This is a genomic window from Zoogloea ramigera (assembly GCF_006539865.1).
GTDB classification, from domain to species: Bacteria; Pseudomonadota; Gammaproteobacteria; order Burkholderiales; family Rhodocyclaceae; genus Zoogloea; species Zoogloea ramigera.
The window spans coordinates 61,737-88,472 of record NZ_BJNV01000012.1; the positions used below are offsets into that span (position 1 = coordinate 61,737).

Sequence of the window (26,736 nt, forward strand, 5' to 3'; positions counted from 1 at the left end):
CTTGATGCACTCCCCCCCTGCCAAGGGGGGCCAGGGGGGTCAGGTTCAGCCCCGACCTCACCATGCATTCATGGCTGCATTGAGCCCTCAGCCTGTGCCAACCCCTCCCCGGCCCTCCCCTTGTCAGGGGAGGAAGCACGCCACCATACATCCCCCAATGCGCCGCCTCCCCTTCGACGAAGCCATCGCCTCCGCCGCGCTGGTGCTGATGACCCTGATCCCGCTCATCGAGATCGCCCTACGCCCGCTCCACGGCCGGGGCATCGACAACGCCCCGCTGCTGGTCCAGCACCTGGGCCTGGCGCTGGCCATGTTCGGCGCGATCCTGGCCGAGCGTAGCGGCCACCTCACCACCCTGGGCGGCGGCCTCGCGGCCTCCAGGAGCCCACGAGTGCAGCAGGCAGCGCGCATCTTCGCCAACGCCAGCGCGGCGCTGCTGGCCGGCATGCTCGCCGCTGCCAGCTGGGCCTTCGTCGCCAGCGAGCTCGACGCCGGCCGCGAGCTGGCCTACGGCCTTCCGGTGTGGGCGGTGCAGGTGCTGATGCCGGTCGGCTTCGCGATCCTGGCGGTGCGCCTCGGCGCCCGCGGGGCCGGGCGGGCCTGGGTGGGTGTGCTCACCGGCACCGGCCTCGCCGCCGCCGGCTTTCTGTTCGCGCGGCATTTCGACGGCAGCAGCCTGCCACTGCTGCCCTTCGTGCTGTGGCTGCTGGCGGTGCTGCTGGCCGGCGCGCCAGTGTTCGCGGCGCTGGGCGGGCTGGCCCTGGCGCTGTTCTGGTCCGAAGGCCAGCCGCTGGCCTCGGTGCCGCTGTCCCACTATCAGATCACCGTCAATCCCTCGCTGCCGGCCCTGCCGCTGTTCACGCTGGCCGGACTGGTGTTCGCCCGCAGCGGCGCAGCGGCCCGGCTGGGGGCGCTATTCACCGCCTGCTTCGGCGGCGGCCCCCTCGGCACGGTGGCCGCGGCGGCGGTGCTGTGCTCCTTCTTCACGGCCTTCACCGGGGGCAGCGGCGTCACCATCCTGGCCCTCGGCGGGCTGCTGCTGCCGCTCCTGCGCGACGCCGGGGTGCCCGAGCGGCGCGGCATCAGCCTCGTCACCAGCGCCAGCGCGCTGGGCGTGCTGCTGGCCCCGTCGGTGCCGCTCATCATGTACGCCATCATCGCCCGGGTGCCCATCAACACCATGTTCCTCGCCGGCCTGCTGCCGGCGCTGGTGATGGTGGCCTTCCTGCTGGTCTTCGGCGGCTACCTGCGGCGGGGTGAGGCTGCGACCGTGGAGCGCCCCAAGGCCGACCTGCGCCGCGCCCTCGCCGCGGCCTGGGCCGCCCGGTGGGAAATCCTCGCGCCGCTGGTGGCCATCGGCTCGCTGGCCAGCGGCATCGCCACTCCCACCGAGAGCGCCGCCCTCACCGCGGCCTACGCCATCCTCACCCAGGCCGTCGCCCACCGGGAGCTCGACTGGGCGCTACTGCGCCGCTGCCTGGCCGACTGCGCCCAGGTGATTGGCGGGGTGATGGTGATCCTCGGCATGGCCCTCGGCCTCACCAACTATCTGGTCGATGCGGGCATTCCCGACGCCGCGGTCGAATGGGCCCAGGCCGCGCTGCCGGGCAAGTTCGCCTTTTTGCTGGCGCTCAACCTGTTCCTGTTCGCCGCCGGCGCGCTGATGGAGATCTACGCCGCCATCGTGGTGCTGGTGCCCCTGCTGCTGCCGGTGGCGGTGAGCTACGGCATCGACCCGGTGCACTTCGGGGTGATCTTTCTGGCGGTGATGGAAATGGGCTTCTTATGCCCACCGGCCGGCATGAACATCTTCTTCGCCTCGGCGATGTTCGCCAAACCGATCCGCGAGGTGGCGGTGTCGGTGCTCCCGGCGCTGCTGGCGATCTTCCTGGGGGCGCTGGTGATCTCGTGGGTGCCGGAGATCGCGACGTGGTTGCCGAGGGTCGTCGGGGGGGGCTGAACCTCGGACCATTCACCAGACAGGCTCGACCCCGACGACGCGCATTGACCTGCAACAAAAGGGCGGGAAACACACAGGCATACGATCGGAGGCATCCGTCAGACGTTTCACTCCATTCCGCCCTGCATGGCTCCCGGCCAGGCGAAGAGCGCGCACCGGCCGCGTCATGCGTGGGCCCAGCCTACGAGGAGAACGATCGTGGTCCGGCAACACATCCCCCTGCATCTCGGCGCCCTCATGGTCCTCAGCGCTGCCGTAGCCACTGCAGCGCAGGCCTCGGAGACGATCTCCGCCACCGACGGCCACTTTCACATTCCTTTCGCCTCGAGCAGCGGCGCCAACCTGCAGCCCGACGCCATCGACAGCCTGGCACGGGAGGTCGGCAGCCCTGGCTTCCTGCAGCTGAAGGCCGAAGACAGCACCAACCCGCTGGCACCCTGCGCCCTCTTGAGCGCGGTCATCACCGGCGCCCAGGTGAATTACCTCTTCTATGAACTCATCAACAAGTCGCTCCAGACGCCGCCCTTCGGCAGCAACATCTTCGGCAAGTACGACTGGAAGCAGGTGCTATGGGGCGGGGGCTTGCCCGACGACCCCAACACGGCGGCCGACGCGCTGGCGCGTATCACCGTTTACCGCGCGTGGGGGCTCAACACGGTCCTCAACACCCATATCCCGGGCCAGACCCAGGCCCGCTGCCTCGAACAGCTCACCGACCCGCAGCGCCTCGAGAAACGCCAGGGCGCCGGCACGGCGATCAGCCTCGAGCACCAATTGCCCGTCTCGCTCTTTTTCACGAGCACGAGCAAGGCCGATGGCCACGCTCACCTGGCTCAGCTGGAGACACTGGAGTTTCTCGCGCAGCCGGCCTCGGACCGCAGCAACCCCCTGGCCCCCTGCACGATGCTGCGCGGCCTCCGCCTTGGCGCACGGCTGAACGAAGACTGGCAGACGGTAGGCACCGGCAAACTCCCGATTCCCGACAACGCGCTGCTGCTCAACCTACCGTCCGGTAACGGGCAGGGCTCCGGCACCACGCTTCCCGCCGAGTCACCCCTCAAACCGCTGGCCTCGCGCTTGCAGGATTCCGCCTTCCTGCGCTCCGGCAGCCCCGAGGCCGCTACGGTGGTCGCTCAAGCCTTCGGCCACGAGATTGCCCGAACCGGGCAGCTCACCGAGATGCTGCTCGACGCCAGCAAGGCAAGCCAGTTGGATTGCATCAATGAAATCCGGGCGCCATCGACGCTCCGCATGAGGCTGCTCGAACAAAAGATCAGCCTGCCGCTGCGCTAGGCAGGGCCTTTCGGGGCAATTGGCTGAGCCCACGTAGCAGGCGGGTTCAGCGCCGCCCGTTGGATGAGTGCGCAAGCCCCTCCGAGGTAAAATCCTTGGTCTCCGGCAGCAGACAGCCGAACGCCGGGCAAGTGGTTCACGACACCAAGGCGCTTCACGCACGACTTCCTGTGAGCGCAAAAGCCGCGCGCCCCACTTCGCTGACCGACGCTGTCAGCCCCCTGGGCCGGGATGTCAGCGCTCTGAGTTCTCGACCCAAGGGTCTGAGCCCGGAGCCCGGAGCGCTGAGCTTTTTCGGCAAAGAGGTGAGTCGATCTGCTCAAGCGGCTGAGCATTGAGCTCAAGGCCCTGAGCAAAATGCTCAGAGATCCGAACTCCGGGCTCAGCGGGCTGACAATTTTGCTCAGACTGCTGGGCTCGGAACCCAAGGGTCTGACCGTTTTGCTCAGATTGCTGAGCTCTGAACTCAGCGCTCTGGCCTCACCGCTCAAGAACCTGAGCCGGCCCGCCAGCGCGTGCTCAGCTCAGGCCTGGCCCCACTTCTCCGCCGCCGCATCGTCGGCCTCGCGGGCGTCCACCCAGCGGCCGCCCTCGGGCGTGTCTTCCTTCTTCCAGAAGGGCGCGCGGGTCTTGAGGTAGTCCATGATGAACTCGCAGGCGGCGAAGGCTTCGCCCCGGTGGCTGCCGGCGACGCCGACGAAGACGATGCGATCGCCCGGCACGAGGCGGCCGAAGCGGTGGATCACCCGCACGCCCAGCAGGCTCCAGCGGCTCTCGGCCTCGGCGACGATGGCCTCGAGCGACTTCTCGGTCATGCCCGGGTAGTGCTCGAGGGTCATCGCCGAGACGGCCTGGTCTGCTGCGCTCTCACCGGCGAGCTTGTCGGCGCGGACGTAGCCGACGAAGCTGGCCACCGCACCCACCTCGGGCCGCCCGGCGGCGAGGGCTTCGGTTTCGGCACCGACGTCGAAGTCGGCCTCCTGCACGCTCACACGCATGTCAGCCTCCGGTAACAGGGGGGAAGAAGGCGATCTCGTCGCGGTCGGCCACCGCCTTGTCGGGGCTGGCCATCTCCTGGTTGATCGCGGCGCGCACGTTGCGCCCTTCGTCGAGGGCTTCCCACACGCCGCCGCGCCGGGCCAGATGGCTGCGCAGGTCGCCCAGGGTGGCGATGCTGGCCGGCAAGGTGAGGGTTTCGTGGGAGTAGCCGAGGGTTTCGCGCAGGCTGGCGAAGTACAGAACCTTGATGCTCATGACAACAGCTCGGAATAGGGAATGAAGGAGACCGGCTCGCCCTGGGCGATGGCGTGGCCGGCCGGGTTGTCGACCAGGCCGGCGGCCCACACGGTGGAGCTCAGGACGCCGGGGCCCTGGTTGGGGAAGAGCTCGACCTGGCCGGCCTCGCCGACCCGGGCGCGCAGGAACTCGCGGCGGCGGTCGGGGCGCGGCCAGTCGAAGCCGGCGGGCAGGCGGATCGAGTGCGGCAGGCAGTCCTCGACGCCCATCCGGCGCAGGATGAAGGGCCGCACCAGCATCAGGAAGGTGACAAAGCTCGACACCGGGTTGCCGGGCAGGCCGATGAAGTCGGCGCCGTTGCCGCCGGCGGGGTCGTTCACGCGGCCGAAGGCCACCGGCTTGCCAGGCTTCATGGCGACCAGCCACAGGTCGAGCTGGCCTTCGGCCTGCACCGCGGGCTTGACGTGGTCTTCCTCGCCCACCGATACACCGCCACTGGTGATGATGAGGTCGTTGCTGCCGGCCGCCGCACGCAGGGCCGCGCGGGTGGCCTCGAGGCTGTCGGGCACGATGCCCAGGTCGCACACCTGGCAGCCGAGGGCTTCGAGCAGGCCGCGCAGCACGTAGCGGTTGGAGTTGTAGATGGCGCCGGGGGGCAGCGGCTCGCCGGGCATCACCAGCTCGTCGCCGGTGGAGAACAGCGCCACCCGCAGGCGCCGGAACACCGGCAGCGTGGCGCAGCCCACCGAGGCGGCGAGGCCGAGCATCTGCGGGCCGAGGCGCTGGCCGGCGGTGAGCACCACCGCGCCGCGGGCGATGTCCTCGCCGGCGCGGCGGATCCATTCGCCCGGGCGGGGAAGGTGGTCGATGAGCACGCCGTCGCCGTCGAGGCTGCACAGCTCCTGCATCACCACCGCGTCTGCGCCGTGGGGGATGGGCGCGCCGGTGAAGATGCGGGCTGCGGTGCCCGGCGCCAGCGTATGGCCGACACTTCCGGCCGGGATGCGCTGGGCGACCACCAGCCGCGCGCCGGCGGCGGGCACGTCGGCACAGCGCAGCGCGTAGCCGTCCATCGACGAGTTGTCGAGGGGCGGCACGTCGAGGCTGGAGATCTGGTCGACCGCAAGCACCCGCCCGAGGGCTTCGGCGGTGGGCACCTGCTCGACGGTGGAGAGCGGCGTGGCGGCAGCCAGCAGGGCCGCGCGCATGTCCTCGAAGGGACGCATGGGCTGTTTCATGTGAGGCCTTGATGGCGGAGGATGAAGTCGGCCACGGCGGCCGGGTCGTTGAGGTCGAGGCGGGGCAAGGGCAGCCCGGGGAGTGCGTCGGGCGCCGCGTCGGTGGCGACGGCGACGACGGCCGGGTTGTCCGGGTAGAGCAGCGGGCGGCCGTGGGCCGGCCGGTGGATCTCGATCTTGGGGATGTGCACCGACTTGAAGCCCTCGACCAGCACCAGGTCGCAGGGCGACATGATGGCCAGCTGGGCCGCGAGATCGGGCTCCGGGTCGCCGCGCAGCTCGTGCATCAGCACCCAGCGCTGGTCGGAGATGAGCAGGATCTCGCTGGCGCCGGCCTCCCGGTGGCGCCAGGAATCCTTGCCCGGCTTGTCCACGTCGAAGGCATGGTGGGTGTGCTTGATGACCGACACCTTGAGGCCGCGGCCGGCGATGCAGGGAATCACCTGCTCGATCAGCGTGGTCTTGCCCGAACCGGACCAGCCGGCGAAACCGAATACCTTCATCGTGTCAGTGTCCTTGGCAACAGGGGGCTGCGGGCTCGGCCCCGCCGTCGGGCAGCGCGAGCACCGGGGCAAAGCCGCCCCCCGGGGTGCGGAAGTTGGTGGTCTGACCCTGGTAGAGGCGCGCGGTGACGAGCTGGACCTCGCCCCGATAGACGTAGTTGCGAAGGTCCATCTTGAGATCCACCGGCGCGCCCGCGACCTCCACCCGCCGCTCGGAGGGCGGCACGAAGGCCTGGGCGATGTAGTCGCCGGCAATGATCTCGTCGAACACGCGCCGGGTGAGCTTGTCGCCGCGGTAGGCGCCGCGGCTGCCGAAACCGCTGGCCGGCTTGAAGAACAGGCCGCGCCGGCGGGCCCAGAAGTCGTCGGCCCGGTCGCGGCTGACGACCTCGGTGCGGGGCACGCCGGCCTGGATCAGCGCGATGCTGGCTTCGTCGGCGCCCAGGCCGCGCAGGGCGTCGGGGCTGGAGAGCAGCACCAGGTTGCGCTTGTCGGCATACAGGGCGTGAGCCCGGGGATGCGGCGTGATGACGACCGAGCCAGCCAGCCAGGCGTCCCGCAGCGCAGCACTGGCCGGTGCGTCGAAGGCGAAATCGGTGAGGCGGTTGTAGACCAGATCCACCGGCCGGCCCTGCAGGCTGAGGCCTTGCGGGCCGTGGCTGAGCTCGGTGGGGTCGCAGATCGAGGCCGCGATGCCGTGGTGTTCGAAGAGGCGCTGGAAGAGCAGGAACTCGGGCAGCAGGTACTGGCCCTGGGGCGCTTCGTCGACGATGGCCACATGCCTGAGCGGTGCGTTACCGCGCTCGGCAGCCCATTCGGCGCGGAACATGGCGACGAAACGTGCCTCGAGGTCGGCCGCGCCGCCCTGCCCGCTGCCCATGGCCTCGGCGACCTCGGCGCAGCAGGCACGCTGGGCGCGGCCGAGGATGGCGTTGAGCAGGCCGCCGCCGGCATTGGTGTTGATCTCGATGAGCCGGGGGCCGTCGGCGGCCAGGTGGAAGTCGTAACCCAGGAAAACCCCGGCAGCCCGGCTCGCCCGCCGCGCGCACGCAGGCGCCCAGGCGAGCACGGTATCCTGCCAGGCCGGCAGCGCGACCACGCGCTCGATGGCGGCGATGACCTCGGCCATGCGGCGGACGTGCCGGGCCGAGACGAAGGCCATCGAATCGGAGAACAGATGCGGCCGGCTTTCGGCCAGCATGGCCTGGAGGGCCCCGTCGCGGGGGTCGCGGGCGAGCGCCGCGACCAGCGCCTGCCTGTCGAGCGAAACGCACTGGCAACCCGCGTTGAGGGCTTCGGCCATGCCGGCGCAGCCCCCGGCAGCGAACCCGGCGAGGATGGATTTGACGGCGGCAGGGGCAGACACGGGGCGGGAACCGGGAAAAGGATGGTGGGAGGTTGGTACGCTGGATTGTAGCAACTACTTTTCGTTAACCCACTTGCCGTAGCGGAAGCCGGGATCGGCCTCGAGGAACTCGCCGCTCGCGGCAAAGCTGAGGGTGGTGATGATGGGCTGGGTCACCTCGCGCCCTTCGGCCAGGGGCAGGTAGGGATACTGCTTGAGGAGCGCGATGTTGGGCGAATGCACGAAGGGCGTGCGGTCGAAGATCTGCAGCGTGAAGCGCGCCGATATATGGGTGACGCTGCCGATCCGCATCGGCGGCAGGGTCTCGATGACCTCGGCGACCCGTGCCTTGCCGAAGCACAGGCCGGGCGCGGTCTTGCCGTTGGCTGTGGGCGCGGCGGGGTCGTAGAGGGCCATGCCCTCCGCGGTGAGGTCGTGACCCTGCAGCTCGGAGCCGTCGGGCTGGCGCAGGGACACCCTTTCGACCAGCCCGGCGTCGCGGAGCGTGCTGCAATGCAGGCAGACCTCGCGGCCGACCTTGGGGAAAGGGCCTTCATACACGCACAAGGGGCCGGCGTAGCTCTGGTTGAGGGCCGCGAGAATGGGGCTGGGCGCCTTTTTGCCTGCATCGGCTCCACCGCCCTTGAACTTGCCGATCGCCAGCCCCACCACCAGCAGCACCGCAAATATCATCAAGACCAGGCGCACAGGAATCTCCTTCGTCGGCGCAGGCCCCTGGAGGCTCCGCGCGGTGTCGGGTTGCGATCAGGCGGCCGCGGGCGGCGGCAACTGTTCGAGAAAGGCCACCACCTCGGCCTCGACCTTGCTGCGGGTCATCGGCGGCAGGCTCTGCCAGACCCGGCGGCCGTAGGGTTTGGTGAGCATCCGCGGGTCGCAGATGGCCAGCACGCCGCGGTCGCGCTCGGTGCGAATGAGGCGGCCGGCGCCCTGCTTGACGTTGATGACGGCGCGGGGCAGCTGGTATTCCATGAAGGGGCTGCGCCCCTCCTTCTGCATGTTGTCGATGCGCGCGGCGAGCACCGGGTCGTCGGGCGGGGCGAAGGGCAGCTTGTCGATGACCACCACCGACAGCGCGTCGCCCGGCACATCGACGCCCTCCCAGAAGCTCTGGCTGGCGACGAGGATGGCGTTGCCGAGCTTGCGGAAGCGCTCGAGGAGCTCGCTGCGGGAGCCTTCGCCCTGGATCAGCAGCGGCAGCTCGAGCCTCTCGGCTGCAAGCCTGTCGGCAATGATCTCGTGGATGCGCCGCATCGCCCGCAGCGAGGTGCACAGCACGAAGGTGCGCCCGTGGGCCGCGCGGATCAGCGGAAACGCGACCCGGGCGACGGCATCGGGGTAGTCCGGCGCGTTGGGGTCGGGCATGCTCTGGGGGGCGTAGAGCATGGCCTGCTTCGGGTAGTCGAAGGGGCTGCCCCACACGGCGGTGTCGATGGGCGGCTCGACCCAGTTGAGGCCGAGCTCGCGGCAGTAGTGGCCAAAGTCGCGGCCCACCGCCAGCGTGGCCGAGGTGAACACCCAGGCCCGCGGGTGGCCGTCCATCTGGCGCTTGAAGATCGAGGCGATCGACAGCGGCGTGGCGTTGAGGGCCAGCGACTGGCTGAACACCTCGACCCAGCGCACCCACTGGTTGCCCTCGGGCACCTGCCAGCGGGCCAGACGCTCCTGGAGCTCCTGGGTGCGGCGCAGGCAGTTGGCGAGGCCTTCGGAACGCTGGGCCTGGGTCTCGACGATGGTGGCGAACTCGCCGAGATCGGTGTCGAGGGCATCCACCGCCTCATGGAAGGGCTTGTTGTCTTCGAGCTGGGCGTAGCCGAAGCGGGCGTTGTCGGTGGCGATGGTGAGGCGCAGGTCGCGGGCGGCCTTCTCGAGCTTGCGGGTGGCCTCGATGAGGGCGAGGCAGTCGCGGGCGGCGGCGACGGTCTCGGAGCGGGTGTCGCGGGCGAGCTCGAGGAGCTGCGAGGTGGACACGCTCTCGCCGAAGAACAGGCTGGCGGTTTCGGGCAGCTGGTGGGCTTCGTCGAAGATCACCGCGTTGCACGAAGGCAGCAGCTCGCCCATGCCACCGTCGCGCAGGCTGACGTCGGCAAAGAAGAGGTGGTGATTGACCACCACCACGTCGGCCTCCATGGCGGTGCGGCGGGCGGCGGCGACGAAGCACTCCTTGATGTTGGGGCATTCCTGGCCGAGGCAGTTGTCCCGCGACGAGGTGGCGAACATCCAGGCGGCGGCGTCTTCGGGCACCTCGGGGCACTCGGCCTTGTCGCCGGTCTGGGTGACTTCCATGAAGCGGCCGATGGCGCGCAGGTAGCCGGCATCTTCGGGCGTGGTGAAGCGGCCATCGACGAGGTTGCGGGCCAGGTGGTAGTGGCAGACGTAGTTGCTGCGGCCCTTCAGGAGCGCCACCGCGACCGGCACCTTGAGGGCGGCCCGGACGGTGGGCAGGTCACGGTTGAAGAGCTGGTCCTGGAGCGTTTTTGTGCCGGTCGAGATGATGACCTTGCCGCCATTCAGGAGCGCCGGCACCAGGTAGGCGTAGGTCTTGCCAGTGCCGGTGCCAGCCTCGGCCACCAGCACACCGTTCTTCTTGAGGGTGGCGGCGATGTGGGCCGCCATCTCGATCTGCTGCGGGCGCGGCGCAAAGCCTGGGATGGCCTTGGCCAGCGGGCCGTCGGTGGCGAAGGCGGTTTCGATGTTCATGCGGGCACGGGGGGCGAAGGGCGGACGCGCGGGCTCAGTCGACCCGGTGGGCCTCGGCGAGGTAGTCGCGGGAGCGCATCTCGATGAGACGGCTGACGGTGCGGTGGAACTCGCTGGCCTGCCGCCCTTCCACGTAGAGGTCGTAGGCCTGGCACTCGGCGCTCACCAGCAGCTTGACCCGGTGATCGTAGAGCACGTCGACCAGCCAGGTGAAGCGGCGCGCCTCGGAGGCCATCGCTGCGCTCATCTTGGGGACGCGGGAGAGAATCAGCGTGTGATTCTCGCGGGCGATCTCGAGATAGTCGTTCTGCGAACGGTTGCCGCCACACAGGGTGTCGAAATCGAACCAGATGACGCCCGGCGCCTGGCGCTGCACCTTGAGCTTGCGATCGAGCACCTCGATCTCGCCGCCCTGCCCCTTGGTGCCGGCGATCTTCTCGAAGTCGCGGGCCAGGTGGCGGTCGGCCTCATCATCAGCGGGCACAAGAAAAGCGTCCATCTGCTCGAGGGTGCGCAGGCGGTAGTCGGTGCCGTGGTCAACCTCGATCACGTCGAAGCGGCGCTTGATCATCTCGATGGTCGGCAGGAAGTTGATGCGCTGCAGGCCATTGGGATAGAGCCCGTCGGGCGGGTAGTTGGAGGTCATCACGAACACGGTGCCCCGCGCAAACAGCGCGTCGAGCAGGCGGCCGAGGATCATCGCGTCGGCGATATCCGACACGTGGAACTCGTCGAAGCACAGCAGGCGGGTCTGGCGCGCGATGCGGTCGGCCACCTTCTGCAGCGGGTCGGGTTCGTGATTGAGGTTCTTGAGGTCGTTCTGCACTTCCTGCATGAAGGCATGGAAATGCACCCGGCGCTTGCGCTGATACGGCACCGAGTCGTAGAAGCAGTCCATCAGAAAGCTCTTGCCGCGCCCCACGCCACCCCAGAAATACACGCTGCGCGGCTGCTTGGGCCGGGCCAGCAGCTTGCGGATCGTGCCGCGCCGGGCCGCCTTGAAGGCGATCAGCTCGGAGTACAGGCCTTGCAGGCGCTGGGCGGCGGCGCGCTGGGCGGGGTCGGACTTGAAGCCACGCGCCTTGAGAGTGGCGTCGTAGGCGTCGAGCATGCCGTGTTCGGAAACTTTCAGGATTCGGTGGGGCATCGTCGTGGTTCGGTGATACGAATGAAACGGGGGCGGGCAGGCATTTTACGCCTGACCACCCCCTCGTGCCTCAGGCCGGCGTCGCGCCGGCCCGCAACATCAGAAGTGCAGAGGACGCTTGTCGACCGCCAGGGCGGCTTCGTGCACCACCTCCGACAGGGTCGGGTGAGCGTGGCAGATGCGCGCCAGGTCTTCGGAAGCGCCGGCAAACTCCATCGTCACCACCGCCTCGCCGATCAGCTCGGAGGCGTTGGAACCGATGATGTGCACGCCGAGGATGCGGTCGGTCTTGGCATCGGCGATCATCTTCACGAAACCCTGCGGCGTGCCGGCACCCAGCGCACGGCCGTTGGCCATGAACGGGATCTTGCCGACGCGGTACTCGACGCCTTCGGCCTTGAGGGCCTGCTCGGTCTTGCCGACCCAGGCGATCTCGGGCGAGGTGTAGATGACCCACGGGATGGTGTCGAAGTTGCAGTGGCCGGCCTGGCCCGCCATCAGCTCGGCGACCATCACGCCCTCTTCCATGGCCTTGTGGGCCAGCATCGGGCCACGCACCACGTCACCCACCGCCCACACGCCGGGCAGGCTGGTCTTGCAGTGGTCGTCGACCTCGATGAAGCCGCGGCCGTCGATCTTGAGGCCGACCGCTTCGGCGTTGAGGCCGGCGGTGTTGGGCACGCGGCCGACGGAGACGATCAGGCGGTCGAACTCGGCCTTCTGGGCGCCGTCCTTGGTTTCGTACTCGACGGTGACGGATTTCTTGCCGACGGTGACGGCGCCGACCTTGACCGACAGCTTGATGTCGAGGCCCTGCTTGGTGAACAGCTTGAGGGCTTCCTTGGCCAGATCCTGGTCGGCGGCGCCGAGGAAGCTGTCCATGGCTTCGAGGATGGTGACCTGGGAACCCAGACGGCTCCACACCGAGCCCATCTCGAGGCCGATCACGCCGGAGCCGATCAGGCCGAGGCGCTTGGGCACCGCGTCGATGTCGAGGGCGCCGATGTTGTCGCACACCAGCTTGTTGTCCACCGGAATGCCCGGCAGGTGACGGGCGGACGAACCGGTCGCCACGATGACCTGCTTGGCGGTGATGACCTCTTCACCGACCTTGACCTGCCAGCCACCGTCGGCCTGGCCGACGAAGCTGCCGTGGCCGGCCAGGAAGGTGACCTTGTTCTTCTTGAACAGGCCCTTGATGCCGCCGGTGAGCTGCTCGACGATCTTGGACTTACGGGCGATCATCTTGGTCACGTCGATCTTCGGCGTGCCCACGGAGATGCCCTGCTCCTCGAAGCTGTGGCCAGCCTCCTCGAACAGGTGGGAGGTGTGCAGCAGCGCCTTGGACGGGATGCAGCCCACGTTCAGGCAGGTACCACCCAGGCGCGGCTCGCCCTTCGGGTCGGCGTACGGGTTGGATTCGGCACAGGCGGTGCTGAAACCGAGCTGCGCAGCGCGGATCGCTGCCACGTAGCCGCCGGGGCCGCCGCCGATGACCAGAACATCAAATTGCTTCGCCATATTATTTTTTCCCTCTGATGATGAAAACGAGGCACGGCTACAGCCCCACCGGGGCTGCGACCGTGCCTGCGCAAGGATGGATCAGACGTCGAGGATCAGACGGGCCGGATCTTCCAGGGCTTCCTTCATGGTCACCAGACCCAGCACGGCTTCACGGCCGTCGATGATCCGGTGGTCATAGGACATGGCGAGGTAGTTGATCGGGCGCACGACGACCTGACCATTCTCGACCACGGCGCGGTCCTTGGTGGCATGGATGCCGAGGATCGCGGACTGGGGCGGGTTGATGATCGGGGTGGACATCATCGAGCCGAACACGCCGCCGTTGGAGATCGAGAAGGTGCCGCCGGTGAGCTCGTCGAGGGAGATCTTGCCGTCCTTGGCCTTCTGGCCGTACTCGGCGATCTTCTTCTCGATGTCGGCGATGGACATGTTGTCCACGTCGCGCAGGATGGGCACCACCAAGCCACGGGGCGAGCCGACAGCGATGCCGATGTCGATGTAGCCGTGGTAGACGATGTCGTTGCCATCAACGGAGGCGTTGAGGATGGGGAACTTCTTGAGGGCGGCAACAGCAGCCTTCACGAAGAAGCCCATGAAGCCCAGGCGCACGCCGTGGGCCTTCTCGAACTTGTCGCCGTACTGCTTGCGCAGCGCCATGATCGGGGCCATGTTCACTTCGTTGAACGTGGTCAGGATGGCGTTTTCGTTCTTCGACTGGATCAGGCGCTCGGCGATGCGGGCACGCAGACGGGTCATCGGAACGCGCTGCTCGGGGCGGTCGCCACTGGCCACGGCGACAACCGGGGCGGCGACGGCGGCAGCCTTGGGCTGAGCGGCAACGGCGTCTTCCTTGGTCACACGGCCACCACGGCCGGAACCGGCGACGTCGGAGGCAGCCATGCCCTTCTCGTCGAGGATCTTGCGGGCGGACGGGCTGGCGGCGCTGACGGCAGCAGCCGGCGCGGCGGCGGCCGGAGCCGGTGCAGCAGCGGCAGCCGGGGCGGCGGTGGCAGCCTTGGCTTCGGTGTCGATGGTGGCGATCACTTCGCCGGAGGTGACGGAATCGCCACCGTTCTTGACCAGCTTGACGAGCACGCCATCGGCCGGTGCCGGGGTTTCCAGCACGACCTTGTCGGTCTCGATGTCGATCAGGTTTTCGTCACGGCTGACGGCATCGCCTTCCTTCTTGTGCCAGGTGACCAGCGTGGCTTCGGAAACGGACTCGGACAGTTGCGGCACTTTCACTTCGATCAGCATATCTTCTCCCTTGATTTTAGTTGGGCACTAACTTGGGCATCAGGCTTTGATTTCGCCGAATGCGTTCTCGATGACGGCCTTCTGTTGCGCGTTGTGCTTGGCGTAGTAGCCCACCGCCGGCGAAGCGGCAGCGGGACGCGACACCAGCAGGAACTTGTGCTTGTCGCCAAGCGCGCTGTCCAGGTGGTGACGGGAAGCCAGCCAGTACCAGACGCCCTGGTTGCGGGGCTCTTCCTGACACCACACGACTTCCTTGGCGTTCGGGTACTTGTTCACCTCGGCCTTGAAGGCATCGGCCGGGAACGGGTAGAGCTGCTCCAGGCGGACGATCGCGATGTCCTTGATGTCGTTGGCGCGGCGGTGGGCCAGCAGTTCGTAGTAGATCTTGCCGGAGCAGACCACCACGCGCTTGACCTTGTTCACATCGAGTTCGTCGACTTCGCCGATGACCGTCTCGAAGGTGCCCTTCGACAGGTCTTCCAGCGACGAGACCGCATCCTTGTGACGCAGCAGGGACTTCGGCGTGATGATCACCAGCGGCTTGCGCAGCTTGCGCAGGGCCTGGCGACGCAGCAGGTGGAAGATCTGCGACGGGCCGGACGGGATGCACACTTCCATGTTCATCTCGGCACACAGCTGCATGTAGCGCTCGATGCGGGCGGAGGAGTGCTCCGGGCCCTGACCTTCGTAGCCGTGCGGCAGCATCATGACCAGGCCGCACTGACGGCCCCACTTGGCTTCACCGGAGCTGATGAACTGGTCCATCACCACCTGGGCGCCGTTGGCGAAGTCGCCGAACTGGGCTTCCCAGATCACGAGCTGGTTGGGCTCGGCGGTCGCGTAGCCATACTCGAAGGCCAGCACGGCTTCTTCGGACAGCACGGAGTCGTAGCAGTAGAACGGAGCCTGACCGTCGCGGATGTTCTGCAGCGGGTAGTAGGTGCCGTCGTGCCACTGGTCGCGGTTCTGATCGTGCAGCGCAGCGTGACGGTGGAAGAAGGTGCCGCGGCCGACGTCCTCACCGGACAGACGGATGCCGAAGCCCTGCACCACCAGGCTGGCGTAGGCCAGGTTTTCGCCCATGCCCCAGTCGAGGGGCAGCTTGCCTTCGCCCATCGCCTTGCGGTCGTCGATGATCTTCTGGACACGGGGGTGCAGCGTGAAGCCGTCGGGCGTGGTGGTGAGCGACTGGGACAGACGCTTGAGCTCGGCCATCGGGACCTTGCTGTCGCACTTGTCGGTGTACTTCTTGTTGACGTACGGGCCCCAGTCCTGGGAGAACTGACGCTTGAAGTCGGACAGCACCGGGTTGGTGAGGAGTTCGCCCTTGTCGAGCGCCGCGCGGTAGTCCTTGATGAACTGCTCCGGCTCCTCGGCCTTGACGGTGCCCAGCTGGACCAGCTTGTCCGCGTAGAGCTTGCGGGTGCCGGGGTGCTTGGCGATCTTCTTGTACATCAGAGGCTGGGTCACCATCGGCTCGTCGGCTTCGTTGTGGCCGAGCTTGCGATAGCAGACGATGTCGACGACGACGTCCTTCTTGAACTCCTGGCGGTATTCGACGGCCAGGCCCATCACGAAGGCCACGGCTTCCGGGTCGTCACCATTGACGTGGAAGATCGGGGACTCGCCCATCTTGAAGATGTCGGTGCAATACAGGGACGAACGGTAGTCGCGCGGATCGGAGGTGGTGAAGCCGATCTGGTTGTTCACCACGATGTGAATCGTGCCGCCCGTGCCGTAGCCGCGGGTCTGCGCGAAGTTGAGCATCTCCTGGTTGACGCCCTGGCCGGCAACGGCCGCGTCACCGTGGATCAGGACCGGGATGACCTCGGCCTTGCCGTTGGCGCCGCGACGGGTCTGGCGGGCATACACGGAGCCCTCGACCACCGGGTTGACGATCTCGAGGTGGGACGGGTTGAACGCCAGGGTCAGGTGCACCGGGCCGCCGGAGGTCATCACGTCGGACGAGAAGCCCATGTGGTACTTGACGTCGCCGGCGGACAGGTCGGACACCGCCTTGCCTTCGAATTCGGAGAACAGCATGCTCGGCGACTTGCCGAGGGTGTTCACCAGCACGTTGAGGCGGCCGCGGTGGGCCATGCCGATGACGATCTCGGCGACGCCCTTGCTGCCCGCCACGCGGATCAGCTCGTCCATCGCGACGATGGTGCTTTCGCCGCCCTCAAGCGAGAAACGCTTCTGGCCGACGTATTTGGTGTGGAGGTAGCGCTCCATGGTCTCGGCGGCCGTGAGGCGCTCGAGAATGCGGCGCTGCTTGGCGGCGTCGAAGGACGGACGACCGCGGGTCGGCTCGAGACGAGCCTGGATCCAGCGCTTCTCGCTGATATCCGTCATGTACATGTACTCGGCGCCGATGGAGCCGCAGTAGGTCTGGCGCACGGCGTCGAGGATCTCGCGCAGGGTGGCCTGATCGCTCGGGAGCCCGTGAAAGGAGCCGGTGTTGAAGGTCTCGTTGAGATCGGCTTCGGTGAAGCCGTAGTGGGACAGCTCCAGCTCGTGGATCTCGGGGCGCTCGGTACGCTTGAGCGGGTCGAGCTGGGCCCAGCGGGTGCCCAGGAAACGGTGTGCGTTGATCAGCTGGAGAACGCTGACCTGCTTCTGGTTGTTACCCGCATCCACCACCGTGCGAACCGGGCCACGCTTGGCCATCTCGGCAAACGCGTTGATGATCGGATAGTGGGCAACGTCGCGACCTGCACCGGGCAGGTTCTGCATCGAATCGAAATACGACCGCCACTCATCGGAGACGGAATCCGGATTGTCGAGATAGTTCTCGTAAAGTTCCTCGATGAACGGCGCATTGCTGCCGAACAGTTGCGAGCTTTCAAAAAGCTGCTTCATCATGGGCGACCACCTGGCTTGAGTCTTGATTTTTTGGAATTACGTGCTCGCGGCGGGGAGGATCCCCCTTTGTTCTTTCAGCAGATAAGCAAAGCGGGACTACTCGATGGCTCGAGTATCCCGCATCTGCTATCTGTATCTCCTCCCCCTCCGGGCTGTCTTAGCCGCGCTGGGCCAGCGGTACGACGTTGCGACGGGCAGCGCCGACGTAGAGCTGACGCGGACGACCGATCTTGTATTCCGGATCGGTGATCATCTCTTCCCACTGGGTCATCCAGCCGACCGTGCGGGCGAGCGCGAAGATACAGGTGAACATCTCGGTCGGGATGCCGAGGGCCTTCTGGACGATGCCGGAGTAGAAGTCGACGTTCGGGTAGAGCTTCTTCTCGACGAAGTATTCATCTTCCAGGGCGATCTTCTCGAGCTCCTTGGCGAGCTTGAACAGACGATCGTTCTCGAGGCCCAGCTCGCCGAGCACGTCGGCACAGACCTTGCCCATCAGCTTGGCACGCGGGTCGAAGTTCTTGTAGACGCGGTGACCGAAGCCCATCAGCTTGAAGGAGTCGTTCTTGTCCTTGGCGCGCTTGATGTATTCGCCCACGCGGGAGACGTCGCCGATTTCCTCGAGCATCTGCAGGCAGGCTTCGTTCGCACCACCGTGGGCCGGGCCCCACAGACAGGCGATGCCGGCGGCGATACAGGCGAACGGGTTGGCACCGGAGGAGCCAGCCAGGCGCACCGTGGAGGTGGAGGCGTTCTGCTCGTGGTCGGCGTGCAGCGTGAAGATGATGTCGAGGGCACGGACCAGCACCGGGTTCGGCTGGTACTTCTCGCACGGGGTGCCGAACATCATGCGCATGAAGTTCGACGTGTAGTCCAGATCGTTGTCCGGGTACATGAACGGCATGCCGGTGTTGTACTTGTAGGCCATCGCAACGATGGTCGGCAGCTTGGCAACCAGGCGGTTGAAGCTGACGTTGCGGTGCTCCGCGTCGGAGAAGTCCATCGCGTCGTGGTAGAACGCGGACAGCGCGCCAACCACACCGGTCATGACGGCCATCGGGTGCGCATCGCGGCGGAAGCCCGAGAAGAACTTGGACAGCTGCTCGTGCACCATCGTGTGACGCTTGATGGTGTTCTCGAAGTCAGACTTCTGGGTCGCGTTCGGCAGTTCGCCGTTCTTCAGCAGGTAAGTGACTTCAAGGAAGTTGCAGTTTTCTGCCAGTTGCTCGATCGGGTAACCACGGTACAGCAGCTCGCCCTTGTCACCGTCGATATAGGTGACCTTGGACTGGCAGCTGGCCGTGGACAGGAAGCCAGAGTCATAAGTGAAGAGGCCGGTCTTGGCGCCGAGGGTACGAATATCGATCACATCGTTGCCATGAGTGCCCGACATGATCGGAAACTCGGTGGACTTGCCGTCGATGCTCAGTGAAGCAATGCGTTGCGTGGTCATGTAGTGGTCCCTTATCCCTGTTTTAACTCAAGCTCCCTAGCGGTGGATCTGCTGCGTCAGCCGGCACGCAACAGTTCCACCATTTCCTTCCAGCGATCGTTTTCGACCGGCCTGCTGCCGTTGATCATGCCCCAGAGGTCATGATCCTCGACAAGCAGCAGGTCGTCCAGATCAGCCAGTTGACCGTCGGTGAGACGGTCAAAGTGCCTTTCGAGGAAGCGCGTGAACACCAGATCGAGCTCGAGAAGAGCCCGGCGGCACTGCCAGCGCACACGCCCCCTGTTCAGCGTCATACCGCGCGACGGACCATCATGTCCTTGATCTTGCCAATCGCCTTGGTCGGGTTCAGCCCCTTCGGGCAGACATCGACACAGTTCATGATCGAGTGGCAACGGAACAGACGGTACGGATCTTCCAGATTGTCGAGACGCTCGCTGGTCGCCTGGTCACGGGTATCCGCGAGGAAGCGGTATGCCGCCAGCAGGCCGGCCGGCCCGACGAACTTGTCCGGGTTCCACCAGAAGGACGGGCAGCTGGTGGAGCAGCAGGCGCACAGGATGCACTCGTAGAGACCATTGAGCTCTTCACGGTCTTCGGGCGACTGCAGGCGCTCACGCTCCGGCGCCGGATCGTTGTTGACCAGATAGGGCTTGATCGAGTGGTATTGCTTGAAGAACTGGGTCATGTCGACGATGACGTCGCGGATGACCGGCAGCCCAGGCAGCGGACGAATGGTGACCGGCTGTGCAATCTCATCCATGCTGGTGAGGCACGCCAGACCGTTCTTGCCGTTGATGTTCATGGCGTCGGAACCACACACGCCTTCACGGCACGAACGACGGAAGGACAGGGAGTCATCCTTGGCCTTCAGACGAACCAGCGCATCGAGGAGCTTCTTGTCGGACTCTTCGAGCTCGACCGAGATGTCCTGCATGTAGGGCTTGTCGTCCTTGTCCGGATCGTAACGGTAAATCTTGAAGTTTACGGTTCGCTTGCTGCTCATTTCTTGTTCTCCGGAAGGCTCAGTAGGTACGCTTGGCCAGCGCGATCGGCTCGACGTCGGCGGACATCGGCTGCAGATTCACCGGCTTGTAGTCGAGGCGGTTACCTTCGCTGTACCACAGCGTGTGCTTCAGCCAGTTCTTGTCGTCACGACCATTCGGGGTCTCGGCACAATCGATCGCATCGTCACGCACGTGGGCACCGCGGGATTCCTTGCGCGCCTCGGCGGAGATCATCGTGGCCTTGGCAACCTCGATGAGGTTGTCGAGCTCGAGGGCTTCGGTGCGGGCCGTGTTCCAGACTTTGGACTTGTCCTTGATCTGGGTGTGCTTTGCGCGCTCGGCAACTTCGAGGATCTTGGTGACGCCTTCCTTCAGCATGTCGGCAAAACGGAACACGCCGGCGTGCTTCTGCATTACGCGCTGCATGTCGAGGCGAACATCGTTTACTTCGACACCGTTGGTCTGGGTTTCGAGGCGAGCGATGCGGGCCAGGGAAACATCGGCAGCGTCGTCGGGCAGCGGCTTCAGGGTGAGCTGGCCGGACTGGAAGTCGGCAACCACGGTCTCACCGGCCGACTTGCCGAACACCAGCAGGTCGAGCAGCGAGTTGGTGCCGAGACGGTTGGCGCCATGCACCGACGCACAGGCACACTCGCCGGCAGCGTAGAAGCCCGCGACCGGAACATTCGGGTTGCCGTCCTTCGGAACGATGACCTGACCCTTGTAGTTGGTCGGAATGCCGCCCATCTGGTAGTGGCAGGTCGGCACGACGGGGATCGGTGCCTTGATCGGATCGACACCCGCAAACTGGATCGCGATCTCACGAATGCCCGGCAGGCGCTTCATGATGGTCTCGGGCGACAGGTGGGTGATGTCGAGCAGGACGTGATCCTTCTCGGTACCACAGCCGCGGCCTTCGTTGATCTCGGTGACCATCGAACGGGACACGATGTCGCGGGACGCGAGATCCTTTAGGTTCGGCGCGTAGCGTTCCATGAAGCGCTCGCCAGCCGCATTGCGAAGGATACCGCCCTCGCCACGCACACCCTCGGTGATCAGCACGCCGGCACCGGCCACGCCGGTCGGGTGGAACTGCCAGAACTCCATGTCTTCGAGCGGAATGCCGGCGCGGGCCGCCATGCCGACACCGTCGCCGGTGTTGATGAAGGCATTGGTGGAGCTGTAGTAGATACGGCCGGCACCGCCGGTGGCGAAGATGGTGGCCTTGGCATGGAAGATCGAAACCTCACCGGTCTCCATTTCCATGGCGGTCACACCCAGCACGTCGCCATCGGCGTTGCGGATCAGATCCATCGCCATCCATTCGACGAAGAACTGGGTGTTGGCGCGCACGTTGCGCTGGTAGAGCGCGTGCAGCATCGCATGACCGGTACGGTCGGCCGCCGCGCAGGAACGCGACACCGGGGTCTGACCGTAGTTTTGCGAGTGGCCGCCGAAGGGGCGCTGATAGATCTTGCCGTTGTCGGTCCGGTCGAAGGGCATGCCGTAGTGCTCGAGCTCGACGACGACCTCGTTGGCCTTCTTGACCATGAACTCGATGGCGTCCTGATCACCCAGCCAGTCCGACCCCTTGACGGTGTCGTACATGTGCCAGTGCCAGTTGTCCTCGGTCGAATTGCCCAGGGACGCCGCGACGCCACCCTGCGCCGCAACGGTGTGCGAGCGGGTCGGGAAAACCTTGGTCAGGACGGCGGTCTTGAGACCCGCCTCGGAAAGCTGCAGAGCTGCCCGCAGGCCAGCACCGCCGGCACCGACAATAACCGCATCAAAGGTACGCTTTGCGACTTTCACTTACAGCCTCCAGAGAATCTGACCAACCCAGCCGGCGTAGCCGACGAGAAGGAGAACGACGACGGAATGCAGGACCAGGCGCACGCCGGTCGGCTTGATGTAGTCCATGAAGATGTCACGCACGCCAATCCAGGCGTGGTAGAACAGGGACATGAAGAACAGGAAGGTCGCGAACTTCATGAACCCCGCCGAAAACAGACCACGCCAGTTTTCGTAGGATGCGTCGGGCAGCATCAGCGCGGAGATCGCAAAGATGACGGTGTAGAGCGCCATCACGACTGCCGTGACGCGCTGCGCGAGCCAGTCCCGAAAACCGTAATGGGCTCCAACGATGACGGGCTTTACCATAGCTTGGCTCCAATGGTGACGGTGAGAATCAGGCTGACGATCAGCACGATGCGGCTGCTGCTACGCGCAGCTTCCTTTTCGATGCCTACATGCATGTCGAGCAGCAGGAAACGGATACCGGCACAGAAATGGTGCAGGTAGGCCCACAAAAGACCCAGAAGGAGAAGCTTGACAAAAATATTGCCAATGACGGCCTTGTAGGCCGCGTAGGATTCGGGCGAACCGACGCTGTTGCCGAACAGGGAAAGAAGCACCGGCAGCATCAGGAACAAGCCAGCGCCGCTTACACGATGCAGAATCGAGACGATCCCCGGCAAGGGGAGCCTGATCTGGTTCAGCGCCAGATGCTTCGGGCGCTGTTTCTTCAAAATCACCTCTGTCATAGATTTTCCCTCAAAGCAAAAGCGACCTCGAAAGCCGCTTGTTTCCCACACAAACAAAATTGTAAGTATATACCCTTACCAACAACTGACGGGTCGGGCTACCCGTCAACCAAGACAACACATCAATTCAATTCGTTCAGATAATAATGTTCAGCGGTTGAATAAAGGCCGCGGCGCCATTCAACCGGACGATCTCCATACGTATAAGTGACCCGCTCAACCGACAACAAGGGCACCCCTTCCGCAACACCCAGGGTTTCACTGGTCATGCGGTCGGCAGCGACGGCCCGTATCCGCTCCTCCGCGCGAATCATGCGGACACCGAAGCGGGATTCGAACAAGCTGTAAAGAGACCCATGCGCACCCTGCAGCACTTCCATGGTCAAGCCCTGGAATATTTCGCCGGGCAGATAGATTTCATCAACGACAACGGGCTTGCCGGAGAAGCGCAGAAGCCGGCGGAGGATGGTGACGGGTGCCCCGAGCTCGATGCCGAGCATGCGCGCGGCCTCGTTGCCAGCCTTGGCCTTCCAGCAATCCAGAGGAACGCTCTGGGGATGTGCGAGATCGCCGTCGATGGGGACAAGCCGCAGAAACCGGAAAAGCGCACGGGGATCGTTATGGGACGCAACGTAGGTACCCTTTCCCTGCTTGCGAACAAGAAGGTTGTCCGCCGCCATCTCGTCGATGGCCTTCCGCACGGTGCCTTGACTTACACTGAAACGCAGTGCAAGTTCCTGTTCGCTCGGGATCGCCTGACCAGGACGCCACTCGCCCGACTCCAAGGCGTTGAGCATCAGGTTCTTGATCTGACGGTAGAGCGGGCTGAAGGTGGGCGAGTCCGGTCGCATTCGTGTATTGAAGCACACTTTTGGTTGACAGTCTATTGATTGAGTTATGTCTTATATAAGACATAAGACATGGAATTGACACTCCGACCAAATGCTCATACGATTCATACGTCGACGCGTTGAGTATCAAGATTGCACCAGCATCGCCTTAGCTTCGCGGCGTCTTCCGAGCAAAGCCGGCGCGAGTCGGAACCACCAAGTCGTTAACACTTCTTAGTAGAGGGAGTTTCAACAATGGCAAAAGCCCCCGTTCGTGTAGCAGTCACCGGCGCCGCCGGCCAGATCGGTTATAGCCTCCTGTTCCGCATCGCCAGCGGCGAAATGCTTGGCAAGGATCAGCCCGTCATCCTCCAGCTGCTCGACCTGCCGCAGGCCCAGAAGGCCGTCAAGGGCGTCATGATGGAACTCGAGGACTGCGCGTTCCCGCTGCTCGCCGGCATGATCGCCACCGACGATCCGAACGTCGCCTTCAAGGACGCCCAGGTCTGCCTGCTGGTTGGCGCCCGCCCCCGCGGCCCCGGCATGGAGCGCAAGGACCTGCTGACCGAGAACGCCAAGATCTTCACCGTCCAGGGCGCGGCCATCGGCCAGTACGCCGATCCGGACGTCAAGGTGCTGGTTGTCGGCAACCCCTGCAACACCAACGCTTACATCGCCAAGGAAATCGCCGTCAAGTACGGCCGCGTCAATGCCAAGAACTTCACCGGCATGCTGCGCCTTGACCACAACCGCGCCCTCTCCCAGCTCGCTGGCAAGACCGGCCGTGATGTCTCCAGCCTGAAGAGCCTGGTCGTCTGGGGCAACCACTCCCCCACGATGTACGCCGACTACCGCGCCGTCACCTCCAACGGCGACAACGTCAAGGCACTCATCAACGACGAAGCCTGGAACCGCGAAGTCTTCCTGCCGACCGTCGGCAAGCGTGGCGCTGCGATCATCGAAGCTCGTGGCCTGTCCTCCGCCGCCTCCGCTGCCAACGCCGCCATCGACCACATCCGTGACTGGGTGCTGGGCTCCAACGGCGAATGGGTCACCATGGGCATCCCGTCCGATGGCTCCTACGGCATCCCCGAAGGCATCATCTACGGCTTCCCGGTGACCACCGAAGGCGGTGAGTACAAGATCGTCCAGGGCCTGGAAATCGACGAGTTCTCCCGCGAGCGCATGACCCACACGCTCAACGAGCTGCTCGAAGAGCGTGACGGCGTGAAGGATCTGCTGGGCTGATCGCTCGGTAAGCTTCATGCATCACCAGAGACGCGAGGGCTTGAACGCCCTCGCGTTTTGTTTTTAAAGCGCGCTTTTTTGCTAATCTCCGCGAGCCGACAAGACGAGAGCACCCACCATGGCCGAGCACGCCCACCCCGATCAAGTGTTGTTCCAGGGCGAGAAGCCCTTCCCCATCCTGCCCGCCGTAGATCACTACGCCGGCAGCGAGAAGCTGATGAAGAAGGCCCTGGCCGTCCAGCACGAGCTCGGCGCAGTCTTCGACATCACCTGCGACTGCGAAGATGGCGCCCATGCCGGCGCAGAGGCGGACCACGCCCGGATGGCTGCCGGCGTAATCATGTCAGAGGACAACCGCTTCGGCCGGGTCGGTGCGCGAATCCACGACATTACCCACCCCCACTGGGAGCAGGACGTGGACATCCTGGTTGGCCTGGCCGGCAGCCGGCTCGCCTTCCTGACCATACCCAAGGTGCGCTGTGCCGCCGATGCCGCCCGGCAGATCGAGAGCATCCGGAGCGCCGAGGAGCGTCACGGCATCGAGCGGGCGATCCCGGTTCATGTGCTCATCGAGACCCACGGCGCGCTTCGCGAAGCCTGGGAGATCGCCGCCCTCGACCGGGTCGAGTCCCTCGATTTCGGCCTGATGGATTTCGTCAGCGGCCACCACGGCGCCATCCCCGGATCGGCAATGCGGAGCCCGGGGCAGTTCGAGCATCCGCTGGTCGCCCGCGCCAAATGCGACATCTCGGCCGCCGCGCTGGCCAACGGCGTGGTGCCGTCCCACAACGTCACCACCGAGCTCAAGGACATCGACTACATCCGCCGCGACGCCGAGCGCGCCCGCAAGGAGTTCGGCTATCTACGGATGTGGAGCATCCACCCCAACCAGATCGTGCCGATCATCGAAGCGATGCGCCCGGACTTCACCGAGGTCGAAGAGGCGGCAGAGATCCTCATCGCCGCCCAGGACAAGCACTGGGGCCCGATCCAGCATGCCGGCAAGCTCCATGACCGCGCCTCCTACCGCTACTACTGGGAGCTCCTGAAGCGGGCCCGCTCAACGGGGATGAAAATCCCCGACGAAGCATCGAGACGCTATTTCTAAATCCAACAACAAATAAAAAACCGGCCTCTCAGCCGGTTTTTTGTTTCGAACAACACCTCAACTTAGTCAGGCAGCGCGATCTTGTTGTCGGTGCTGAACTGGTAATCCTTGAAAATGTGCTCTGCCGACAGGATTTCGTAATTGCCGTCCTCGAGCTTGCGAGACGTGTCTTTGAGCCGGTAGGTGTAGTGCCCGCAGGTCCAGCAGTCAAAATTGCGCATGTGGGTGCACAGGCAGGTCTTGTCCATCACCGAGACACGCCGCGCGCCCGGGTGGGCGGCAACTTCGCGGTTGTAGGCCTGGACGTAGGCGCAGCTGCCATTGGCGTCGAGCAGATAGCCGTAGGCCTCGCAATTGGGGCGGATGCCCGAGCCGATCGCCGGGCTGCTGGTCAGCATCCGCATCGGGTAGCCGGTGGGCGAAATCTGATTGACGACGATCTTGTCTTCGCTGGCCTTGAAGTATTCCTGCTGAACCTTTTCGGGCAGGCCGCATTCGCGCGCCACCGTGAAGCGGGTCGCCACCTGCACCGCCGCCGCACCGTTCTCGAGGAAGGACACCGCATCGCTGCCGGTGAAGATCCCGCCGGCAGGAATCAGCGGGATATCCAGCTTCTCGGCCACCAGCCAGGCATGGATCTCAGCGACGATAGTGGCCAGATCGTACTGGGCCCAATCCATGCCGAAACCCAGGTGCCCGCCCGCCAGCGGCCCTTCGACGACGACGTAGTCGGGCAGCCGGTTGGTACGTGCGCTCTTGCGCAGGAACAGTTGCAGCGCCCGCAACGAGGAGACGATGATCCCGAGCTTCGCATCGCGGAAGCGCGGGTGATCCTCGATCAGCGCAAACGAGCCCAGATGCAGGCCCGCCGCCAGCGTGATGCCATCAACGCCCGCATCGAGCGCCGTCGCCAGGCGCACACGCAGGGTTTCCCGCGGTGCGTTCATGGTGAGCTTCTCCATGCAGTTGACAAAGATCATGCCCGGGCCACGCTTGGCCTCCATGGTCTTGCCCACATGCAGGCGGGTCGCCTCTGCCAGCTGCCCCAAGTCGAACTGTACGGCCGACTTGTCGGGGTTCTCCACGTTGTACTTGTAGAGTTTCAGCTTCTCTTTGACGAACTTGGTATTGAAACGACGATCGGCAACCGTCTTCACCATCGCATCCGAGATGTGACCGATTCCGCCGAGCCGTGCCGCCTCGAGAGCCAGATCTGCAGTAGAGATATCGACCCCCATACCGCCAATGACGATGGGCACCAACTCCTGCTTGCCGAAGCGCAGACGGAAATCATCAACTCGTTTCATGAAACTCCTTCCAGACGGACATGGGGGGCCACTCAGGCTATTATCGATTTATATGTGGCTTTAACCAATCATTATCTCACTGCCGCGCAAGACCTGCCGCACTTTAAGTCAAGGAAATTCAAATAGACGCCGCGGGCCGCCCATCCAGGCCACCCAA

At 65.2% G+C, this 26,736-nt stretch carries 23 protein-coding genes; 4 read left to right on the forward strand and 19 right to left on the reverse strand.

Annotated features, from left to right (window positions below):
- Nucleotides 1–157: 157 nt before the first annotated feature.
- Together ZRA01_RS05470 and ZRA01_RS05475 are read left to right on the forward strand one after the other, a co-directional pair.
- Nucleotides 158–1,960 (forward strand): TRAP transporter large permease subunit, encoded by a 1,803-nt coding sequence (locus tag ZRA01_RS05470; protein ID WP_141350077.1) that lies wholly within the window; start codon nucleotides 158–160, stop codon nucleotides 1,958–1,960.
- A gap of 198 nt (nucleotides 1,961–2,158) precedes the next feature.
- Nucleotides 2,159–3,253 carry a hypothetical protein gene (locus tag ZRA01_RS05475; protein ID WP_141350079.1) on the forward strand — a complete coding sequence of 365 codons (1,095 nt, stop codon included), beginning with the start codon at nucleotides 2,159–2,161 and terminating at the stop codon, nucleotides 3,251–3,253.
- A 524-nt stretch (nucleotides 3,254–3,777) separates the two neighbouring features.
- Here the strand turns inward: ZRA01_RS05475 and moaE are convergent.
- The 18 genes from moaE to ZRA01_RS05560 form a co-directional block, all read right to left on the reverse strand.
- The gene (gene moaE / locus ZRA01_RS05480) at nucleotides 3,778–4,251 is read right to left on the reverse strand and encodes a molybdopterin synthase catalytic subunit MoaE (protein WP_141350081.1); all 474 of its coding nucleotides are present in this window, start codon (nucleotides 4,249–4,251) and stop codon (nucleotides 3,778–3,780) included.
- Nucleotide 4,252: 1 nt separating this feature from the next.
- The gene (gene moaD, locus ZRA01_RS05485) at nucleotides 4,253–4,507 is read right to left on the reverse strand and encodes a molybdopterin converting factor subunit 1 (protein ID WP_141350083.1); all 255 of its coding nucleotides are present in this window, start codon (nucleotides 4,505–4,507) and stop codon (nucleotides 4,253–4,255) included.
- Nucleotides 4,504–5,715: a molybdopterin molybdotransferase MoeA gene (locus ZRA01_RS05490; protein ID WP_218028658.1), complete on the reverse strand. Its 1,212-nt coding sequence runs from the start codon at nucleotides 5,713–5,715 to the stop codon at nucleotides 4,504–4,506. Before ZRA01_RS05490 ends, moaD begins: the two co-directional genes overlap by 4 nt.
- Before the next feature lie 8 nt (nucleotides 5,716–5,723).
- Nucleotides 5,724–6,230 carry a molybdopterin-guanine dinucleotide biosynthesis protein B gene (gene mobB, locus ZRA01_RS05495; RefSeq protein WP_141350087.1) on the reverse strand — a complete coding sequence of 169 codons (507 nt, stop codon included), beginning with the start codon at nucleotides 6,228–6,230 and terminating at the stop codon, nucleotides 5,724–5,726.
- 4 nt (nucleotides 6,231–6,234) lie between these two features.
- Nucleotides 6,235–7,596, reverse strand: a complete 1,362-nt coding sequence (locus ZRA01_RS05500) for an ATP-grasp domain-containing protein (RefSeq protein ID WP_246093288.1) — start codon at nucleotides 7,594–7,596, stop codon at nucleotides 6,235–6,237.
- A 54-nt stretch (nucleotides 7,597–7,650) separates the two neighbouring features.
- Complete coding sequence (locus ZRA01_RS05505) at nucleotides 7,651–8,283, reverse strand: hypothetical protein (protein ID WP_141350088.1); 633 nt, start codon at nucleotides 8,281–8,283, stop codon at nucleotides 7,651–7,653.
- Between the two features lie 57 nt (nucleotides 8,284–8,340).
- Nucleotides 8,341–10,293, reverse strand: a complete 1,953-nt coding sequence (yoaA, locus tag ZRA01_RS05510) for a DNA repair helicase YoaA (protein WP_141350090.1) — start codon at nucleotides 10,291–10,293, stop codon at nucleotides 8,341–8,343.
- A gap of 34 nt (nucleotides 10,294–10,327) precedes the next feature.
- Nucleotides 10,328–11,440 (reverse strand): cell division protein ZapE, encoded by a 1,113-nt coding sequence (zapE, locus tag ZRA01_RS05515; RefSeq protein WP_141350091.1) that lies wholly within the window; start codon nucleotides 11,438–11,440, stop codon nucleotides 10,328–10,330.
- 99 nt (nucleotides 11,441–11,539) lie between these two features.
- Nucleotides 11,540–12,961 carry a dihydrolipoyl dehydrogenase gene (gene lpdA, locus ZRA01_RS05520; protein ID WP_141350093.1) on the reverse strand — a complete coding sequence of 474 codons (1,422 nt, stop codon included), beginning with the start codon at nucleotides 12,959–12,961 and terminating at the stop codon, nucleotides 11,540–11,542.
- Nucleotides 12,962–13,042: 81 nt separating this feature from the next.
- On the reverse strand, nucleotides 13,043–14,221 hold the full coding sequence (gene odhB, locus ZRA01_RS05525; RefSeq protein WP_141350094.1) for a 2-oxoglutarate dehydrogenase complex dihydrolipoyllysine-residue succinyltransferase: 1,179 nt from the start codon (nucleotides 14,219–14,221) through the stop codon (nucleotides 13,043–13,045).
- A gap of 39 nt (nucleotides 14,222–14,260) precedes the next feature.
- Nucleotides 14,261–17,086, reverse strand: a complete 2,826-nt coding sequence (locus tag ZRA01_RS05530) for a 2-oxoglutarate dehydrogenase E1 component (RefSeq protein WP_141350096.1) — start codon at nucleotides 17,084–17,086, stop codon at nucleotides 14,261–14,263.
- Between the two features lie 157 nt (nucleotides 17,087–17,243).
- Nucleotides 17,244–18,539 carry a citrate synthase gene (gene gltA, locus ZRA01_RS05535; RefSeq protein ID WP_141350097.1) on the reverse strand — a complete coding sequence of 432 codons (1,296 nt, stop codon included), beginning with the start codon at nucleotides 18,537–18,539 and terminating at the stop codon, nucleotides 17,244–17,246.
- Between the two features lie 56 nt (nucleotides 18,540–18,595).
- Nucleotides 18,596–18,832 carry an FAD assembly factor SdhE gene (locus tag ZRA01_RS05540; RefSeq protein WP_141350099.1) on the reverse strand — a complete coding sequence of 79 codons (237 nt, stop codon included), beginning with the start codon at nucleotides 18,830–18,832 and terminating at the stop codon, nucleotides 18,596–18,598.
- Nucleotides 18,829–19,542: a succinate dehydrogenase iron-sulfur subunit gene (locus ZRA01_RS05545; protein WP_141350100.1), complete on the reverse strand. Its 714-nt coding sequence runs from the start codon at nucleotides 19,540–19,542 to the stop codon at nucleotides 18,829–18,831. The genes ZRA01_RS05540 and ZRA01_RS05545 overlap by 4 nt, the downstream gene beginning before the upstream one ends.
- A 19-nt stretch (nucleotides 19,543–19,561) precedes the next feature.
- Nucleotides 19,562–21,355: a succinate dehydrogenase flavoprotein subunit gene (gene sdhA / locus ZRA01_RS05550; protein WP_174851592.1), complete on the reverse strand. Its 1,794-nt coding sequence runs from the start codon at nucleotides 21,353–21,355 to the stop codon at nucleotides 19,562–19,564.
- Complete coding sequence (gene sdhD / locus ZRA01_RS20760; RefSeq protein ID WP_174851593.1) at nucleotides 21,356–21,703, reverse strand: succinate dehydrogenase, hydrophobic membrane anchor protein; 348 nt, start codon at nucleotides 21,701–21,703, stop codon at nucleotides 21,356–21,358.
- Complete coding sequence (gene sdhC / locus ZRA01_RS05555) at nucleotides 21,697–22,086, reverse strand: succinate dehydrogenase, cytochrome b556 subunit (protein WP_141350102.1); 390 nt, start codon at nucleotides 22,084–22,086, stop codon at nucleotides 21,697–21,699. Before sdhC ends, sdhD begins: the two co-directional genes overlap by 7 nt.
- A gap of 122 nt (nucleotides 22,087–22,208) precedes the next feature.
- Entirely contained in the window at nucleotides 22,209–22,937 is a 729-nt protein-coding gene (locus ZRA01_RS05560; RefSeq protein ID WP_141350104.1) for a GntR family transcriptional regulator, read from the reverse strand.
- A gap of 234 nt (nucleotides 22,938–23,171) precedes the next feature.
- Between ZRA01_RS05560 and ZRA01_RS05565 the strand changes: the two genes are divergently transcribed.
- A complete protein-coding gene (locus tag ZRA01_RS05565; protein ID WP_141350106.1) occupies nucleotides 23,172–24,164 on the forward strand; it encodes a malate dehydrogenase in 993 nt (330 codons plus the stop codon).
- A gap of 118 nt (nucleotides 24,165–24,282) precedes the next feature.
- Nucleotides 24,283–25,272 carry an HpcH/HpaI aldolase/citrate lyase family protein gene (locus tag ZRA01_RS05570; RefSeq protein ID WP_141350107.1) on the forward strand — a complete coding sequence of 330 codons (990 nt, stop codon included), beginning with the start codon at nucleotides 24,283–24,285 and terminating at the stop codon, nucleotides 25,270–25,272.
- Nucleotides 25,273–25,334: 62 nt separating this feature from the next.
- On the opposite strand, the gene ZRA01_RS05575 is transcribed toward ZRA01_RS05570, so the two are convergent.
- A complete protein-coding gene (locus ZRA01_RS05575) occupies nucleotides 25,335–26,579 on the reverse strand; it encodes a nitronate monooxygenase (protein WP_141350109.1) in 1,245 nt (414 codons plus the stop codon).
- Between the last annotated feature and the right edge of the window lie 157 nt (nucleotides 26,580–26,736).